Origin of the sequence: Alkalimonas cellulosilytica, from assembly GCF_036325985.1 — a bacterium.
GTDB lineage: Bacteria > Pseudomonadota > Gammaproteobacteria > Enterobacterales > Alteromonadaceae > Alkalimonas > Alkalimonas cellulosilytica.
On record NZ_JAUHLI010000008.1, the window covers coordinates 48,597 to 65,938 of the forward strand.

Consider the following 17,342-nt stretch of genomic DNA (forward strand, 5'->3'; position numbering starts at 1 on the left):
TTCTACCCATGGTAACGTTTCATCACCAGTGTGGCATTGGTGCCACCGAAACCAAAGCTATTCGACATTACGCTGTTCAGCTCGCGCTTGGTCATTTCGGTAACAATATTCAAACCTGCAGCGGCTTCATCCAACTGGTCGATATTAATGGAAGGAGCAACAAACTGGTGCTTTAACATCAACAATGAATAGATGGCTTCATGCACGCCCGCTGCGCCAAGGGAGTGACCGGTCATGGCCTTGGTCGCACTGATTGCAGGTGATTGACCGGCAAACACTTCCTGAATCGCTGCCAGTTCTTTCACATCGCCAACCGGCGTGCTGGTACCATGGGTGTTGACATAATCAACCGGGCCATCCAGCTGCTGCATCGCCATTTGCATGCAGCGCACTGCACCTTCACCACTGGGTGCTACCATATCAAAGCCATCCGAGGTGGCACCATAGCCCACCACTTCAGCGATGATATTGGCGCCACGTGCCAGGGCATGCTCCAGCTCTTCAACCACCACCATGCCGCCGCCACCGCTAATCACAAAGCCATCGCGATTGGCATCGTAGGTACGGGATGCTTTTTCCGGTGTCTCGTTGTATTTGGTCGATAAAGCACCCATGGCATCAAATTCCATTGCCAGGGTCCAGTGCAGCTCTTCACCGCCACCGGCAAAGACCACATCCTGTTTGCCCAGTTGGATCAGCTCGACCGCATGACCGATGCAGTGTGCGCTGGTGGCGCAGGCAGAGCTGATGGAATAATTGACGCCTTTGATTTTAAAAGGCGTGGCCAGACAAGCGGAACAAGTGCTGGACATGGTTTTAGGCACTGCGTAAGGACCAACCCGTTTTACCCCTTTCTCGCGCAGGATATCGGCCGCTTCCACCTGCGTTTTTGAGGAGGCGCCACCGGAGCCGGCAACCAAACCAATACGGGGGTGAGAAATCTGCTCGGCAGTTAAACCTGCATCAGCCATGGCTTCTTGCATGGCAATGTAGGCATAGGCAGAAGCATCGGCCATAAAGCGCATGGCTTTACGATCAATCAGACTGGATGGGTCGATTTTCAGATTGCCCCAGACTTGTGAGCGTAAGCCCAGATCGGCGAACTCCTGCGAAAACGTAATGCCCGAACGCCCAGCCTGCAGCGATTCCAACACTTCTTGCTGATTGTTGCCAATGCTGGACACAATGCCCATGCCGGTAATAACGGCTCTTTTCATGGTTTACTCCTGTCTCGGTACTCGCAGTACCGACCCTGATTGCACTATAATTGCTGGCTATTTTACGAATTTTTGCCGGCCAAGTGGTCCGCTTTCAGCGAACACTTGTACACTGACTGCTATTTTGTCGTCTTGCCAGCAAAACTACAAGTCCATTTTGTCAGGGGTCTGATGAAAGTTGTCCAACACGCCAAAATTCATTTTAACGAACAGGGTACCCCTGTCGCTGAACGCTTTGATGATGTTTATTTCTCCAATGAGGGAGGGCTGGCTGAAACCGACTATGTGTTCTTAAAACACAACGGTTTGCCGGAGCGCTGGCGCCATCACCCGGCTGCTTTTTTTCATATTGCCGAGACCGGCTTTGGCACAGGCAGTAATTTCCTGTTGGCCTGGTTGCGCTTTCGCCAGCATCGTCAGCAACACCCGACCGCAAATTGCCAGCGGCTTTATTTCACCAGCTTTGAAAAATTCCCACTCAGCCGATCGGACTTAAGCGAAGCTCTGTCTGCCGTGTCTGAGTTTACTGCGTTGGCGCAGCAACTAGTTGCGCAGTATCCGGTGGCAACGCCAGGCTGTCATCGGCTGGTCTTTGACCAGGGCGCTGTGGTCCTGGATTTATGGCTGGGTGACGTACTGGAGACCTTACCTGAGCGAAATTGCTCGGTTGCGGTCGATGCCTGGTTTTTGGATGGTTTTGCTCCCAGTAAAAACCCGGATATGTGGCAACCCGACTTGTTTGCGCAACTGGCCAGGCACAGCCGAACCGGCACCACAGTCGCTACCTTCACTGCTGCCGGCGTGGTGAAGCGGGGTTTATTGGCAGCAGGCTTTTCGGTGAGTAAGGTCAAAGGGTTTGGCCGTAAACGTGAGATGCTGATCGCTAGCTACACCGAAGCACACTCAACACAACAGACAGATCAGTTTTCGCAGCAGCCAGCAGACGAAGTCACACTTATTGGGGGAGGCATCGCCGCCGTCTGCCTGAGCCTTGCATTGCTTCAAAAAGGCGCTAAAGTCCGCTTGCTGTGCGCTGATGCTGAGCTGGGGCAAGGTGCCTCAAAAAACCGCCAGGGAGCACTCTATCCAAACTTGCATGCTGAGATGAGCAGCGCCAGCCTGATCCAGGCCAGTTGCTTTGACTTTGCCCGTCAGTTTTTCTCGCTTAGCCAGCAGCACTTTGACTTCCCACTGGATTGGTGCGGTGTGATGCATCAGGCTTGTACCCCTCAGTTGCAAAAGCGCCTGAGCAAAATGTCGTCTTGTTGGCCTGAAGATTTGGTGCAGAGCCTTTCAGCCAAAAGCGCCAGCGAAAAGGCCGGCTTAGCACTCCCCTTTGACGCAATCTGGTATCCAAGTGCCGGCTGGCTCAGCCCACAGCAGTTTTGCCGGACTGCGGCCGGTTATTTGGTCACTCAGCCAAACATGACCATCCAGTATCACTGGCCCATCAGGCAACTGGAGGTCCTATCCGATGGTTGGCGATTGCACAGCAGCAAACAACCACCTCTGGATGCGAAAACGCTGGTGTTGGCGCTTGGTCATCAAAGCAATGAGTTGCTTAGTGAAAACCCACTGCCACTGCGTGGCATTCGAGGCCAGGTCAGTTATGTCCAGGCCGAGCCACTGGCAGCATTAAAAACGGTGCTTTGCCACAAGGGCTATATCACACCAGCATGGCAGGGACTGCAAGCCATTGGCGCTACCTTTGATCGAAGTCGTAGCAGTGATGAATGGCTGGCGAGTGATGATGAAGCCAATCTGGCTTTGGTGCAGCACAGCTTACAGCAACCTGCATGGATGAGCTCCGTCCGCGTCATTGAGTCCAGAGCAGGCGTTCGGGCAACGGTGCCCGACCATTTGCCGCTTTATGGCAGCTGGCAACTGGCAGGTAAAAACTGTCAGGTACTGACCGGCTTTGGTGCCCGGGGACTGTTGTTTGCACCATTGCTGGCGGAGGCCTTAGCTTCGGATCTGATGCAGGAGCCAAGCCCACTGCCGTTGAGCTGGCAACAACTTGTCGCGGCCAGCCGTTATCAGGAATAAGCCATTGTCTGTCTGAAACTTGGGCCTGCAGCCTATTTACCGCAAGATAACACTTGTTCAATCTGAACCTTGGTTTTAGGATGAAAGCAGAACATAGCTTAGATGGCTGGCGGGAGTGTCCCAATGATTAAAACGATTCGCTTGATCCTGGCCGAGGATGATGAGTTTTTGCAGCAGCTACTGCAGATGCAATGCGAAGCTCTTGGTGCTGAGGTCACCAGCGTCTCCAACGGTGAAGAAGCCATCAGCCTGGCTCTTACTTACGAGTATGATGTGCTGTTAATGGATATTCAGATGCCAGTGTGCGATGGCATTCAGGCCATGACACTGTTGCGCCAATTAGGTTATGAGCGCCCGATTTACGCGATGTCTGCCGATCACATCACTGCCGATGGCTTTACCGGTGTACTGACAAAACCCTTACAAGAAGCCGATTTGCAGAAGCTGTTGCAACATCAACCCCCTAAAGCACCAGTTGCGCTGGTGATTGCACCAGAGTTGATGCAGCAATTTTTGCAAAGCCTGCCCTTGTTGCTGCAAGAGTTTGCGCGCTGCTACCAGCAACAGAACCGGGCCGAACTGCAGCGGCTCAGCCATAAACTGGCGGGCTCTGCCGGCAGCTTTGGTTACCCCGCTATCAGCGAACAAGCAAAGCAGCTGCAACTGGCTCTGCTGCAGCAAGAGCCCGAAGCTGTTATTGAAGAGCGCCTTGCTCGCTTGCAGCAACAGCTGCAGGAGGTCATGCATGGCTGAGCGTAAAATACTATTGGTCGATGATGTTGATTACACCCGTCAGCTGCTGCGCAACAACATTATGGCCATTTGTCAAAGCGGTAAGATTCACCATAGAAACTTCACTTTTTTTAACGCCGGTAAGGCCTCGGCCGCCATGGACTTGTTTAGCATGCAGCTGCCTGGCATGGTGTTCCTGGATATCGAGCTGCCCGATGCATCAGGCCTGGAGCTGTTGAAAAAGTTTAAAGCGTTAAAGCCAGATTGCTTCATCGTTATGGTAAGTGGCGTAAGCACCCTGGACAATGTGAAACAAAGTATGGCGGATGGCGCAGCCAGTTTTATCGTCAAGCCCTTTACCGGTGATAAAATCCTGGCAGCCCTTCGATTGTATGAGCGATACCTGACACAATAACGATCAATAAGAACCAAAAGGAAAATCCGATGCGACTATCTCCAGCAAAGTTGGCGTTGTCTTTTATCATGCTATTCGCCACAGCAGGCGTTCAGGCGGCGGTTAATTTTGACCAATGGCAAAAACCGCAGGATGCCCGTGAGTTTGCAAGACTGGACGATAAACTGCCAGCAGTGCTCAGTTACTTTAGCCAGCAAAGTCAGCAAGCACTGCAGCAGTTTTATCTGCAGCAATTGGGGGAACCAACCAGCCAGCGGCAGCGGTATGGGCAGTTAGAACTGCACTACCACCAGTCTCAGCAACGTATTCGGATTATCATCTCCGAGCAACAGCAGTGGCGACAGGTAGATATGATGGTGCTGCCTGCCAGTGACTAGGTACTAAGGCCGGGTCATCTGCACCACCACTCTGCGATTGATGGCCCTATCCTGCACGCGTTGGTTGGGAGCAACATTGCGCCGCTGACCAAAGCCTTCGACCTCAATACGATGCTCAGGCAAACCGGCTTCAACAAAAAAGCTTTTGACCTTTTCGGCCCGACGAATCGATAATTGCTCGTTCATCCAGCGGCCGCCGTACGTATCGGTATGCCCCTGTATCTGCACCACTTCAATGGCATCATCATGCTTCAGGTACTCAGCAATAGCTGCCAGGCGGCGCCTGGACTCGCGGGTGAGTTGATCGCCCCCAACTTCGTAACTCAACACGGTAAAAGCAATATCATCAAATCGATAGGGCAATAACAACGAGATACAGTGGTTGAAGTCCCGGTAAACCGTTGGAAATTGCACCGGATTTAAACTGGCCACTACCTTGTTGTCTGGCCGGTACCAGTCGGAGAAGTAAAATGTGGGCTGATAGCCACGCTCCAGCTCATGCAACATAGCCCAGGCAGACTCTTTCGGCAGATCCCCGTCAAACTGTTTCAGCAAACGCATGCTGGCAATGGCTCTGGGCTGTTCTCCCGGCCGCCAACGCGGTGGTAATGACAACACTTCTGCCAGCGCATAGGCATCCGGTTGTTGCAGCATTTTGAGTTCAAACCAGAGATTCACCTCTTTGCCAGCCTCGCTATGAAAGACCGCTTCGCCAAAACCCGGGATCGGATGACTGATCTCACAGCGCAGCGGTGTATTGTGCCGCAGTTGCCACTCGGATTGCTCCAGGGCGGCAGAATATTGCCGGATATAGCTTTGCCCGGCAAAAGCCAGCTGAGTACACAGCAGAAATAGCAGGGTTGGCAACAAAAACCGCATAAGCGACATCCTTGATGAAGATTCTGAGTAAAAACCTAGCAAACACCGTGCCGACACGAGATCTATACCGGATCTTTTGGCATAATAGCACTTTCAGCATAGCAGGCGGGTTCATGGCGCAAACAACTTCTTTACTGGCACAGCGTTTTCGGGGGTATTACCCGGTAGTGATTGATATTGAAACTGCCGGCTTTAATGCAACAACCGATGCACTGCTGGAAATAGCGGCCACCCTGCTGACGATGAATGAAGATGGGTTACTGCAGCCCATGCAGACCCTGCATTTTCATGTTGAACCCTTTGCCGGAGCCAACCTGGAGCCAAGTGCTCTGGCCTTTAATGGCATAGATCCTTATCAGCCGCTGCGCGGTGCAGTCCCTGAGCGTGAAGCCATTACCGAGATATGCAAAGCAGTGCGTAAAGCGCAAAAAGCCGCTGGCTGTCAGCGCTCTGTGATCGTGGCACACAATGCAGCTTTTGATCAGGGGTTCTTTAATGCCGCCTGTCAGCGCATACACCTTAAGCGTAACCCCTTCCACCCTTTTGTCTCTTTTGATACCACCAGCCTGTCGGCATTGGCCCTGGGACAAACGGTGCTGTCAAAAGCCTGCAAACAGGCTGGTATTGATTTTGATAACAAAGAAGCCCACAGCGCCTTGTACGATACCGAGCGAACGGCCGAATTGTTCTGCCATATCGTCAATCAGTGGCAACAACTCGGAGGCTGGCCTTTGGCTGGCGACATCGAGCCTTCCGCTGCTGTGCATAGCGATCAACCGACATAAAAAAACCGCCGCGGCGGTTTTTTTATTACTCACGGCACTCACGCTGTGGCTTTACTCGCCAGCAGTTTCGCCCTGGCTGTGCTTAGCAGCGGCTTCTTTGATCAGTGGCTGCAGCTCACCACGTTGAAACATTTCCAGAATAATGTCACAACCACCGATCAACTCGCCTTCTACCCACAACTGTGGAAAGGTTGGCCAATTGGCATAAGCTGGCAGCTCGGCACGAATATCCGGGTTCTGCAGAATATCCACAAAAGCAAACTGCTCACCGCAGTTGATCAATGCCTGGGATGCCTGAGCTGAAAACCCGCAACTCGGCAGTTTTGGCGATCCCTTCATGTACAACAGTATTGGGTTTTCAGCAATTTGCTGCTTAATTCTATCCAGAGTTTCCATAGCATATCCTCGTATCTGTACGGTATCTATTCGGCTGTGCTGACATTGTACCTTGTTCCAAGCTGAAATTCATGACCTGCCCCTTGTTTTTCGGCTCACTGACCCAATCTTGGTAGACAGTCGTAACAAAGCTTCTGCTCGCCCTAGCAGGTACACCTAGGGGCTTTTTGGAACCGGTTAAAACTTGAGTATTTTACTCAGGTATTGTAGTCTAATCCGTGCAGACACTCTTAACAACGTGAATGGAGAATAAAATGGCTTTCGAATTACCCGCCTTGCCGTACGCAAAAAATGCGCTTGCGCCGCATATCTCTGAAGAAACGCTGGAATACCATTACGGCAAGCACCACAATACCTATGTGGTTAAGCTGAATGGACTGATTGAAGGCACTGACTTTGCTGGTAAATCGCTGGAGGAAATTGTTCGCACCTCTGAAGGTGGCGTGTTCAATAATGCCGCTCAGGTGTGGAACCACACGTTCTACTGGCACTGTTTAAGCCCAAATGGTGGCGGTGAGCCTGCGGGTGATCTGGCTGCAGCCATCAATGCGAAGTGGGGCTCATTTGCCGACTTTAAAGCTGCGTTCAACGATAAAGCCGTCAACAATTTTGGTTCCAGCTGGACCTGGCTGGTGAAAAAAGCCGATGGCAGCCTGGATATCGTCAATACCAGCAATGCGGATACCCCACTAGCCCATGCTGGCCTGACGCCAGTAATGACCGTTGATTTGTGGGAACACGCTTACTACATCGATTACCGCAATGCCCGCCCGACCTACCTGGATGCGTTTTGGGCCTTGGTGAACTGGGATTTTGCCAGCAAAAACTTCGCAGCCTAATTCAACTTAGCACTATCAAGCCCGGTTTTAACCGGGCTTTTTTAATCCAATCCCGCAGCACGCCGTACATAATACAACACCATTGCGCTGTATTTGAGCTCGATTAAATCCATCTTTTTGCGATGAATTCTGAGCGAATTTATTTTTTAGTGTCTAACCTTAAAGTAACTGGTACCTATTTTCGTCAGCTGATCGGAGGTGCATATGAGCATTGTTGAGCACTATAAGTCCAGATACGAAGCCACCAAGGAAGAGGAATACAGCATTCAGGAGTTTCTGCAGCTGTGCAAAAACGATAAAAGTTGCTTTGCCAGTGCCGCTGAACGCTTGTTGCTGGCTATTGGTGAGCCGGAACTGATTGATACCTCGAACGATCCCAAACTCAGCCGTTTGTTTTCAAACCGGGTCATCAGTCGCTACCCTGCGTTTGCTGACTTTTACGGCATGGAAGACGCCATCGAGCAAATTGTTTCCTACTTAAAGCACTCAGCCCAGGGATTGGAAGAAAAGAAACAAATTCTGTATCTGTTGGGGCCGGTCGGCGGTGGTAAATCCTCACTGGCAGAAAAGCTTAAGTACCTGATGCAGCAAGTTCCTATCTACTACCTGAAAGGCTCACCGGTGTACGATCATCCACTGTGCCTGTTCGATGCCGATGAAGATGGCCAACTGCTGGCAGAAGAGTTTGGCATCCCACGGCGCTATTTATCCACCATTATGTCCCCCTGGGCCAGTAAGCGGCTGCATGAGTTTAATGGAGATATCAGTCAGTTCCGGGTGGTCAAGCGGCATCCATCCATTTTGAATCAGGTTGCCATCGCTAAAACCGAGCCGGGTGATGAAAACAATCAGGATATTTCTGCCCTGGTTGGTAAAGTCGATATTCGTAAACTGGAGCATTTTGCGCAGCATGATCCAGATGCTTACAGTTACTCCGGTGCCTTGTGCCGGGCGAATCAAGGCCTGATGGAGTTCGTTGAGATGTTCAAAGCACCGATCAAGGTGCTGCACCCACTGCTGACAGCAACCCAGGAAGGCAACTACAACGGCACCGAAGGTTTAGCAGCCCTGCCCTTTGATGGCATGATTTTAGCCCATAGCAATGAGTCGGAATGGCAAACCTTCAAAAACAATAAAAACAACGAAGCTTTCCTCGACCGGGTGTACATTGTCAAAGTGCCCTATTGCCTGCGGGTATCCGAAGAGCAAAACATTTACCACAAGCTGATAGACCATTCTGAGTTGCGCGAAGCCCCTTGCGCTCCTGGCACCTTGTCTTCATTGGCCCAGTTTGTGGTGCTATCTCGGCTTAAAGAGCCGGAGAACTCCAGTCTTTATTCCAAAATGCGGGTGTACGATGGTGAAAGCCTGAAAGATACCGATCCGAAAGCCAAATCCTATCAGGAATACCGGGACTATGCCGGTGTCGATGAGGGCATGACCGGTTTATCAACCCGCTTTGCCTTTAAAATACTCTCCCGGGTGTTTAACTTTGACTCAACCGAAGTTGCGGCAAATCCGGTGCATTTGTTTTATGTACTGGAACAACAAATTGAGCGCGAACAATTCCCAGCAGAGATGGCAGAACGACTGCTGGAGCACTTGAAAGGCTACCTGATTCCTAAATACGTGGAATTTATCGGCAAAGAAATTCAAACCGCTTATCTGGAGTCCTACTCCGAGTACGGACAAAATATCTTTGATCGCTATGTGATTTATGCCGACTTCTGGATCCAGGATCAGGAGTACCGCGACCCGGAAACCGGCCAGTTGTTCGACCGGGCATCGCTGAATGCCGAGCTGGAAAAAATTGAAAAACCAGCCGGCATCAGCAATCCGAAAGACTTCCGCAATGAAATCGTCAACTTTGTGCTTAGAGCCAAAGCAAAGAACAATGGTAAAAATCCGGTCTGGACCAGCTACGAGAAGCTGCGCACGGTCATTGAGAAGAAGATGTTCTCCAGCACCGAAGAGTTACTACCCGTTATTTCGTTCAATGCCAAAACCTCAACCGAAGATCAAAAGAAACACGACGATTTTGTCAATCGTATGATGGAGAAAGGTTATACCCGCAAACAGGTCCGGCTATTATCGGAATGGTATCTGCGGGTGCGCAAATCGCAGTAAAGACGCTACCGGAGGCAGTATGGTGCATTTTATTGATCGACGACTCAATGGCAAAAACAAAAGTGCTGTCAACCGGCAGCGCTTTTTGCGCCGCTACAAGCAACAGATCAAAAAAGCCGTGTCCGATGCCATCAGTAAGCGCAGCGTTACCGATATCGACAGCGGGGAAAGCATCAGCATTCCCGGCAAAGACATTACCGAACCCATGTTTCACCATGGTAAGGGGGGGCATCGCGAAATTGTCCATCCGGGCAATGACCAGTTCAGTCCAGGTGATCGAATTAAGCGACCAGACGGAGGGGGTGGTCAGGGCAGCGGCCGCGGTGATGCCAGTGCCGATGGCGAAGGGGAAGATGATTTTGTTTTTTCTATCTCCAAGGACGAGTACCTGGATTTGCTGTTTGAGGATTTGGAACTACCCAATCTGAAAAAAAACCAGCTGGATAAACTCACCCAATACAAACAGGTACGGGCCGGTTACCGGGCTGAAGGTGTGCCAAGCAATATTGACATTGTCCGTTCACTGCGGGGCTCGCTGGCCAGGCGCATTGCCATGTCGGCGGATAAAAAGCGTGCTCTGGCAGAGCTGGAGGCACGGCTGGAGGCTTTGCAAAACGAAGCCGTGCCCGATCAGCGGAAACTAATGCAACTTGAAGCAGAGATTACGCATTTAAAACAGCGTATTGCCGCCGTGCCTTACATCGATAGTTTTGATTTACGTTACCGTAACTATCAAAAGCGACCAGAGCCTACCAGCAAAGCGGTGATGTTCTGTCTGATGGATGTCTCCGGCTCGATGGATCAAGCCACCAAAGATATGGCAAAACGCTTTTATATTCTGCTTTACCTGTTCCTAAGCCGCAGCTACAAGAATGTCGATGTGGTCTACATTCGCCATCACACGCAGGCCAAGGAGGTGGACGAGCAAGAGTTTTTCTACTCCCAGGAAACCGGTGGCACCATAGTCTCCAGTGCCCTCAAACTAATGCATGATATTGTGCGCGATCGTTACAACCCACAGGAGTGGAATATTTATGCCGCTCAAGCTTCCGATGGCGACAACTGGACCGATGATAGCCCCTTGTGCCAGCAAATCATGGCCAATCAGATTCTGCCGCTGGTACGTTACTATGCTTACATCGAAATAAGCACCCGTGCGCATCAAAGTCTGTGGCAACAATACGAAACCCTGCTGCCACAGTTTGATAATTTTGCGATTCAGCCCATAAGGGAGCAAGCCGATATCTATCCGGTATTCCGGGAGCTATTCCGCAAGAGTGTAAATAGAGTTAATACCTAATTTTCGCCCCTTCTCCGAAAACTAAGGCCAGTTGTGGCAATATGTCGATCATACCCGCATGGCCGAATATGTATCGGTATTGCTTGTAGACGTCACATGGTGAGGAACAGATGCCACTGAGAGCAGAACTCCAAGGGGAGACCTTGTTCTCCCACAAGATGTCCCCTGCTGAATGGGACAAGCTGAAAAAGTCGGATTCAAATAAACTGTTAACTCTACCTTGCTGCAATCAAAGAGCGGTCGTTAAGACCAGTCCCCTTGGTACTCAGTTTTTTGCTCATTACCGGAAGTCTGAAGACTGTATTTCACAGCCTGAAAGTAAGGAGCATTTGCGCTTAAAAGCCATAGTTTCAGCTGCCGCAGAATCTGCCGGTTGGACCGTTACGACGGAATACATGGGCCACAGTAAAAACGGCGACAAATGGATCGCTGACGTTTATTGCACAAAAGGAAAGGCCAAAGTCGCTCTCGAGATCCAGCTCTCGCCACAAACAGCAAAAGAACTTAAAGTCAGACACAAAAGATATTTTGATTCAGGGGTTCGCGCTGCTTGGTTTATGAAAGACAGCGTTTACGTCAACTCAGGCCATTGTTCGATCCAGGCCTTTCCAAGGTTCCAGATAAAGCACTTCATGGACGACAGGTCAACGCCGCAGATGGCAGACTATCCATTATCGGTAGCTGATTTCGTTAAAACCTTACTCACTGGAGGGCTAGTCTGGAAAGAGGATAAAGACAGCACCCTTCTTTATTACATGGAATCTAACTGTTGGAAATGCAAGGTAAAGCTTCATATTCCCATAGGGATGGGCGACACCATGAACTCTAATTTTGATAACTATATTAAAACAGTGCCGAATTGCTCCACCTTTTACAGCGATCTTGTCGCAGAAATCGGCAATGATGGACTTAAAAGCCTTGGTCTTACAGCCATAGGGGCCCACCCCAATATGAAAGGCAATGCCCCAAAATTTCCTTACTGTGTTGAATGTAATAATTGCGGCGCACCACAAAGCAACTGTTACACTCTGGAGAATTACCACGACTGGGCAAGAAAAGCTGAGGAAGACAGATGCTCGATCGTGCTTTCCACATACTCCCATAGTGGTCGATACGAATTAGCACCACTAAGCAAGGATAAGTGAGCTCCCGGCATCGACTGGGGGCCCCCATGTTGACTTTCATCCCGGTTCTCCTCTCGGGTGATTAATGGAAAGGGCACAAAATCCCTCGCACAAGTGAAAGATCGCGGCGCGAATGACCCACGACGGATCGGCCCGGAAGGACCCGTCCCCGCGACCTGTCCCCTCGCTTCCTGAGCGGCGTTCTCCGCGAACTTCTCCGCGTTTGAATATGAGAACAAGGGGCGAGACCTCGCGGCCTCTGTGCGTTTCTGGGGGGTTTCCGTGGGGGCTTTTATTTGTCGGAGGGTGGAAGCAAGGCGTCGAGCTTCTGGACGAGGATCGCCTCGTAGGTATCAGCGACAAGCCGGGAGAGTGTCTCCTCGAACTTGAGCCGCTTCTGATACTCTGGACGCTGGATTCCCACAAGGACAACGGAGAGATCGTCCCCGCGACTTCCCCGCTCCATGACGAGGGTTTGTCGGGACCCGTCGGGGGTAAACAAAAAGAATTTACCGCCGGGACGCCGGGCTTCTTGTAAGATGCGCCGGGCGTAGCCTTTCGGGAGGTTCCCTCGAGCGTCGACACGAGCTCCAGACCCCGGGACGAAGTACGTCGACGAGCCTCGAAGACCCCCTTTAAGGCGAGGGGATCAAGCTGCCCTCCGGGACCCTCTGATTGCGGCAGGGGTGGAGGGGGAGGAAATCGGGCCATAAGCTCGAATACGTGAGGGGGCGGCTAATGTTCTTTGGATGCCAAAGGTCGCTATTTGGATAACAGACACGATCCGCCATCCGACATCGTGGGAGACCCTCATCGCCTCAGAGATACGTCGAGGGGTCAAGTCTCCCGGCAACGTGCAAAGGGTCTTGATAACCTTTGACAGCGAAACGTAAGGTCCTTTCGTTGTTGAACGTCGATCCTTCAGACCAGCCGCTCTGATCGCACCTGTAAGCACATCGTCCAACCAGATAACCGCTCGTCCCTCGTCAAGGTAGACTGAGGACGGAACGTCATCTAAGGGATTTTTGACAGTTAACGGAGGTCTGCCTCGCTTTTTCTGTGGTGGTTCGTCTTCAGTTTCAAAATGAAGGTCGTCAACATCGATAAAGTCATATAGATCAAAGTCTTGAAAGCTCATAATTAATTTATCTGGTAATATAAAGGGATCATAAAGACAGCCCCAAACACCCCCTAAAAGACCCCCCTCGATTAACCAAGGCAGGACTTAAAGACAGGAACGATGGAGCACTTAAAGAAGGACGGATCAGTCTCAGAGGTTCGAGGGGCGGTCCCTAGGGTGGGTTGTTGGTGGAGATGAAACAAACAACCTCACTTAAAGGCGTCTTAAAGTCTCATCTCATAGACAGGCTTACCAACTCCGCATGATCTCCCAGATGCTCGGGGTCTTGGATCTTCTCCTGACGTCACGCTCATAGACTTGTATCTCTTTCCGAGCCTTCGCAACTAAAAGGCGGTAAACCTTCGATGCCTCTTTGTCGGTCAGCTCATAGGCCCTAGCGATCCAGTCCTTCGACCCCCTCATTAAGATAAACGGCATGTAAGGCCCAAAGTCGCTAATCATGACCCTGAGGCCCTCGTCTCCTGCTCTGAAGTCGGAATCGACGTCGCCGGGTCTAAAGGTCACTTTACAAGCCTGAGCCTCGGCCAACGCTATCTGTAAGTTAGTTGTCGTTACTTTTTTCTTGTTGAAAAACATTGTGATGTCTCCTTTTGGTTAAGCCCCGGAGAAAGTCCCCGGGGGCTAGTCTTTGGGGCGTCGCTTAGGCGATCCCTGTTACCTTGACGAAGCTCTCCTGATTCAGGACTTTAGCGTCGACGTCAAACAGAGAGCGGATGCGGGTCGCTCCAGTTTCTGCAACGTGTTGCGGTGTGTACGTATGCGCTAGGAAGCTGATCTCGTTACCTGTGACAGCCTGAAAGTCGCTATACCGTCCTGCGATCAGGGTTCCCGAAGGCATGAACTTAGAGACCAGCATTTGAGGCGCTGGAATCGACAACGCCGGATGGGCTACTGAGGCTAACTCTTGGCGGAACTTCTTCGCGACATTTGGGGCCATTACCACCGATAAAGCGTCTTTGTCTAAGCCGTTGCCCTCCAGAATCTCGACGGCCTCACTAAGAATGACCAAGCCAGTCTTAGAGGTGCCCATTAAGCTCTGATCGACAACTTGCTTCACAAGACCATCAGGGGCGTTCGGGTTCTTAGTCTTGTTGCCAGCAATCAGGGCTTGTTCGACAGCGTTCTTAATTGCGATGGCTTGTCCGATCTGAACCTGTGGCAATGCTTGAGGGGCCAACTTAATGATCCGACGGCTGGCAAGCGAGAAGGCCCCGACCGTGTGGATCTCATAAGGGAAGTTGATCGTCGTTGCGGTGTGCTCCGGGATCTCTGCATTCTCGCCGAGCCAGACAGTCCCGAAGTGGGAATCAAAGCCGGAAAAGAACGGGGTCCCCTCAAAGTTGCCGCTCATATCGAACGAGGTCCCGGCACGACCAAGGACGCCAGACGCCAAGATCATATGCTTCCATGTGAAAGGGTTTGTCTTGGCGGCGTTGGCGGTGGCCTGACTATTGGTCGTATTCATTTCGCGACGAAGGGCGGCCCGGGTGGCAAGCGGCAATAAGGCTTGCTCGTCGTGGGTCAAGACCGCGTCGTCAAGGCGGACCGTTAGGGTCGAGGGTGAGCTCAAGCGGTAGCCTTTGATCTGATCCGTTGCATCGTCAAACATTGGGATCTGCTCTGGCTGAGCATTGGCGATCAGGTCTGAAAAGTTACGGTTTTGGATAACTTTGTGTGGCATCGTTTATGTCCTTTTGGATTGGTTGTTGTGGTGGTCTTGCGGGGCGGAGCATTGCGCTCCAGTGGGACAACTGAGGGCTCGGGGAAAGCCCCGGGGGGATAGTTTTCGGAGGCTTACTCCTCAAGAACCAGACCTGAGAGAACCTCGAGATTAGCGCCAGCGGCGATTAAATGGGGCTGCCCTTGCCTTGGTATTACTGACAAGTAACCGAGGGCCCTAAGGTCATTCAGGGCGTTTCTTAACGATGATCGGGAGACCCCGGACAGGGCCTCAAGACGGCCCAAAGGCTCAGAGCAGAATCGACAACTGCCGATGCAATTCAGGACAGCCAGAAGAACTGATTTATTGTTCTGGGCCTTGCGTCGCTCTTTGAGGTCTTTGGGTACAGTCTGGAGGAACTCCGCCGCATTTGTGAGGCGGATTCGTTGCAGAACATAAGGGCTAGGCATTGCTGATGCCCTCATCGGCTTGCCTCGGCTCGCTGAGGGCGTTTAACAGGCGATCGGCTATTGCCTCATATTCTGCATTAGCGGCTTGGGTGTCATGCTGGCGCATCTTATGGGCAAATTTACGAGCTGAATTAAGACGAACCGCGACGACGGCCCTAGGTGCTCGCTTAATCTCCATTAGCCAGTAATGCAGCAGCATCTCGAAGGCAATCAGGGGGCTGACATTATGGCCTGAAACGAAACGGACATCGCTCATCAGCTCTTTGAGGGCTTTCCTCGAAGACTCGCACGTCAGGGGGATGTCGAGGATCTTCTCGTCTTTGTCCTGACGGCCCATCTTTGAGAGGCGGACAGCGGCTTGAGGAGTTTTTAGCTCGCTCTGAACGTCGATAAGTTTTTTCATGGCTTGGGCTCTTATGGTTGGTTGTAGGGTTAACGGTTGTTCACGGCGGCTTTATGACCTTCTTTCACGAGGTAAGCGATCGCGACGGATAAGCTCGGGGTCATGCCCGTAAGTTCAGACAGTCGCGTCTGCGCCTCGAGAATGAATCGCTCAGTTTGCTGATCTGCACAGACGACAATTCGACGACGTGTCGAACCGTACTCTTTGCGCATCTTGTTGGTGGATTTCATGGCGAGTTACTCCGGTATCATTGAGTTAAAGGAGGTATGCGAATTGGCAAAAAAAGACGTGGCACAGAATGTTAAGTGCCCGGCAGCTTTCCAAAGCTCGGGAAGTCTTACACCGGGGCTTGATTGCCCACAAGGAAGGAGAAGACCTTGAGGACGATTCGAGGGGTGTTCGTTCTCTTATATGAGGTGACCGTGTGGGAGGCCCCGTCCTGTAAGAGCTCGAGGAGTTGTCTTTAAGGGGGCCTTAAAGCTTCCCTTGTGGAGATGTTCTAGGGGTGTTCTTCTCTTATATGGGGGGACTGTTGGAGGCCTCGTCGTTTCTTCCTTACAGAGACGAGGAGATCGGTCCTCTCCCACTCCCGGGTGAATAGAGAGAGACGTCCGAAGAGTGTCTTTAAGATTGTCTTTAAGGGGTCTTAAAGGATGTCTTAAAGTTTCACTTTGGGGATGTTTCCCGGGGGTGTTCTTTCTCTTATACGCAGGGACTGTTGGAAGCCCTTACAGGAAAGGGCCGAAAGAAACTCTAAGTTGACACTTTTTCTTGCTTTAGTTGCGCCAAATCGAAGCCCAAAAGCGGACCGAGTGCCCGAACTTTAGCCTGTTCCCGGAGCAGGTATCTTGTGGCCCAACTAGATCCCTCGGGGGCCGTTTGGAATGCTTGCCGACCAACCTTCGTTATCAGCCCTTTCGCGCACTGTTCCTCGTATTCTTTGTGCTTAAGCTTTTCGATCGCCTGATAGAGGGCTTGACGGGAGATCTCTAATTCCCGAGCGATCTCCGCTTTGGGACGCTTCTTCGCGATCAGCTTCCTCAGGCGAATAAGTTTTTCTGGGGTCAACTTCCGATCAGCCCGATGCCTCGAGAAGCGGCCCTCATGGAACGAAAACCAAGCCTCCCGCACTACGCTTGTGACCTTGAGAATGTTAGAGCAAGGACAATCGAGTATGTATTGATACAAGTCCGCAAGACTAAGCTCCTCGACCTCCATAGAGCCGGGCAAGTCGTTGCCAGCGATTAACATTGTGGACATCTCAAAGACTCTGGTAAGGGCGACTTGTGGAATGAATCGGTTGAGCAACCTTGGGACGACCTTGTCTCCGTCTTTCATGCTTACAACGTAGGTACTATGCCGCCCGTATTTAATCTTAAAAAACTGCATCTCGGTATCTTTCCATTTTACGGGCCCCACCAAAGGAGCCCC

The 17,342-nt window shown here is 51.4% G+C and carries 17 protein-coding genes; 9 read left to right on the forward strand and 8 right to left on the reverse strand.

All coding sequences use genetic code 11. The features are described 5' to 3' along the window. Nucleotides 1-2 precede the first annotated feature (2 nt). Nucleotides 3-1,217, reverse strand: coding sequence for a beta-ketoacyl-ACP synthase I (gene fabB / locus QWY20_RS09230; protein WP_330128730.1), 1,215 nt, complete (start codon nt 1,215-1,217; stop codon nt 3-5). A gap of 171 nt (nt 1,218-1,388) precedes the next feature. On the opposite strand from fabB, the gene mnmC reads away from it, so the two are divergent. From mnmC to QWY20_RS09250, 4 genes are all read left to right on the forward strand, one after another. Further along, nucleotides 1,389-3,263 carry a bifunctional tRNA (5-methylaminomethyl-2-thiouridine)(34)-methyltransferase MnmD/FAD-dependent 5-carboxymethylaminomethyl-2-thiouridine(34) oxidoreductase MnmC gene (mnmC, locus tag QWY20_RS09235; RefSeq protein ID WP_330128731.1) on the forward strand — a complete coding sequence of 625 codons (1,875 nt, stop codon included), beginning with the start codon at nt 1,389-1,391 and terminating at the stop codon, nt 3,261-3,263. A gap of 123 nt (nt 3,264-3,386) precedes the next feature. Next, nucleotides 3,387-4,016 carry a response regulator gene (locus tag QWY20_RS09240; protein WP_330128732.1) on the forward strand — a complete coding sequence of 210 codons (630 nt, stop codon included), beginning with the start codon at nt 3,387-3,389 and terminating at the stop codon, nt 4,014-4,016. Next, nucleotides 4,009-4,410 (forward strand): response regulator, encoded by a 402-nt coding sequence (locus QWY20_RS09245; RefSeq protein ID WP_330128733.1) that lies wholly within the window; start codon nt 4,009-4,011, stop codon nt 4,408-4,410. The genes QWY20_RS09240 and QWY20_RS09245 overlap by 8 nt, the downstream gene beginning before the upstream one ends. Before the next feature lie 29 nt (nt 4,411-4,439). Continuing rightward, nucleotides 4,440-4,787 carry a hypothetical protein gene (locus tag QWY20_RS09250; RefSeq protein ID WP_330128734.1) on the forward strand — a complete coding sequence of 116 codons (348 nt, stop codon included), beginning with the start codon at nt 4,440-4,442 and terminating at the stop codon, nt 4,785-4,787. A 3-nt stretch (nt 4,788-4,790) separates the two neighbouring features. On the opposite strand, the gene QWY20_RS09255 is transcribed toward QWY20_RS09250, so the two are convergent. Then, nucleotides 4,791-5,666 (reverse strand): OmpA family protein, encoded by an 876-nt coding sequence (locus tag QWY20_RS09255; RefSeq protein WP_330128735.1) that lies wholly within the window; start codon nt 5,664-5,666, stop codon nt 4,791-4,793. Nucleotides 5,667-5,779: 113 nt separating this feature from the next. On the opposite strand from QWY20_RS09255, the gene rnt reads away from it, so the two are divergent. Further along, entirely contained in the window at nt 5,780-6,451 is a 672-nt protein-coding gene (gene rnt, locus QWY20_RS09260) for a ribonuclease T (protein WP_330128736.1), read from the forward strand. A gap of 51 nt (nt 6,452-6,502) precedes the next feature. Here rnt and QWY20_RS09265 read toward each other — a convergent pair whose 3' ends face one another. After that, nucleotides 6,503-6,847 (reverse strand): Grx4 family monothiol glutaredoxin, encoded by a 345-nt coding sequence (locus QWY20_RS09265; protein ID WP_330128737.1) that lies wholly within the window; start codon nt 6,845-6,847, stop codon nt 6,503-6,505. A gap of 254 nt (nt 6,848-7,101) precedes the next feature. Here QWY20_RS09265 and sodB point away from each other — a divergent pair, with 254 nt between their 5' ends. The 4 genes from sodB to QWY20_RS09285 all read left to right on the forward strand — a co-directional run bounded on the left by sodB (nt 7,102) and on the right by QWY20_RS09285 (nt 12,258). Then, a complete protein-coding gene (sodB, locus tag QWY20_RS09270) occupies nt 7,102-7,686 on the forward strand; it encodes a superoxide dismutase [Fe] (RefSeq protein ID WP_330128738.1) in 585 nt (194 codons plus the stop codon). A gap of 204 nt (nt 7,687-7,890) precedes the next feature. Further along, nucleotides 7,891-9,813 (forward strand): PrkA family serine protein kinase, encoded by a 1,923-nt coding sequence (locus tag QWY20_RS09275; RefSeq protein WP_330128739.1) that lies wholly within the window; start codon nt 7,891-7,893, stop codon nt 9,811-9,813. Between the two features lie 19 nt (nt 9,814-9,832). Continuing rightward, a complete protein-coding gene (locus QWY20_RS09280; protein WP_330128740.1) occupies nt 9,833-11,113 on the forward strand; it encodes a YeaH/YhbH family protein in 1,281 nt (426 codons plus the stop codon). Nucleotides 11,114-11,223: 110 nt separating this feature from the next. After that, nucleotides 11,224-12,258, forward strand: a complete 1,035-nt coding sequence (locus QWY20_RS09285) for a competence protein CoiA family protein (protein ID WP_330128741.1) — start codon at nt 11,224-11,226, stop codon at nt 12,256-12,258. Between the two features lie 1,348 nt (nt 12,259-13,606). On the opposite strand, the gene QWY20_RS09290 is transcribed toward QWY20_RS09285, so the two are convergent. The 5 genes from QWY20_RS09290 to QWY20_RS09310 all read right to left on the reverse strand — a co-directional run bounded on the left by QWY20_RS09290 (nt 13,607) and on the right by QWY20_RS09310 (nt 17,300). Then, nucleotides 13,607-13,954, reverse strand: coding sequence for a hypothetical protein (locus QWY20_RS09290; protein WP_330128742.1), 348 nt, complete (start codon nt 13,952-13,954; stop codon nt 13,607-13,609). 64 nt (nt 13,955-14,018) lie between these two features. Further along, complete coding sequence (locus tag QWY20_RS09295; RefSeq protein ID WP_330128743.1) at nt 14,019-15,059, reverse strand: phage major capsid family protein; 1,041 nt, start codon at nt 15,057-15,059, stop codon at nt 14,019-14,021. 441 nt (nt 15,060-15,500) lie between these two features. After that, entirely contained in the window at nt 15,501-15,911 is a 411-nt protein-coding gene (locus QWY20_RS09300; protein ID WP_330128744.1) for a hypothetical protein, read from the reverse strand. A gap of 29 nt (nt 15,912-15,940) precedes the next feature. Continuing rightward, nucleotides 15,941-16,141, reverse strand: coding sequence for a hypothetical protein (locus tag QWY20_RS09305; protein WP_330128745.1), 201 nt, complete (start codon nt 16,139-16,141; stop codon nt 15,941-15,943). A gap of 523 nt (nt 16,142-16,664) precedes the next feature. After that, complete coding sequence (locus QWY20_RS09310) at nt 16,665-17,300, reverse strand: helix-turn-helix domain-containing protein (RefSeq protein ID WP_330128746.1); 636 nt, start codon at nt 17,298-17,300, stop codon at nt 16,665-16,667. Nucleotides 17,301-17,342 lie beyond the last annotated feature (42 nt).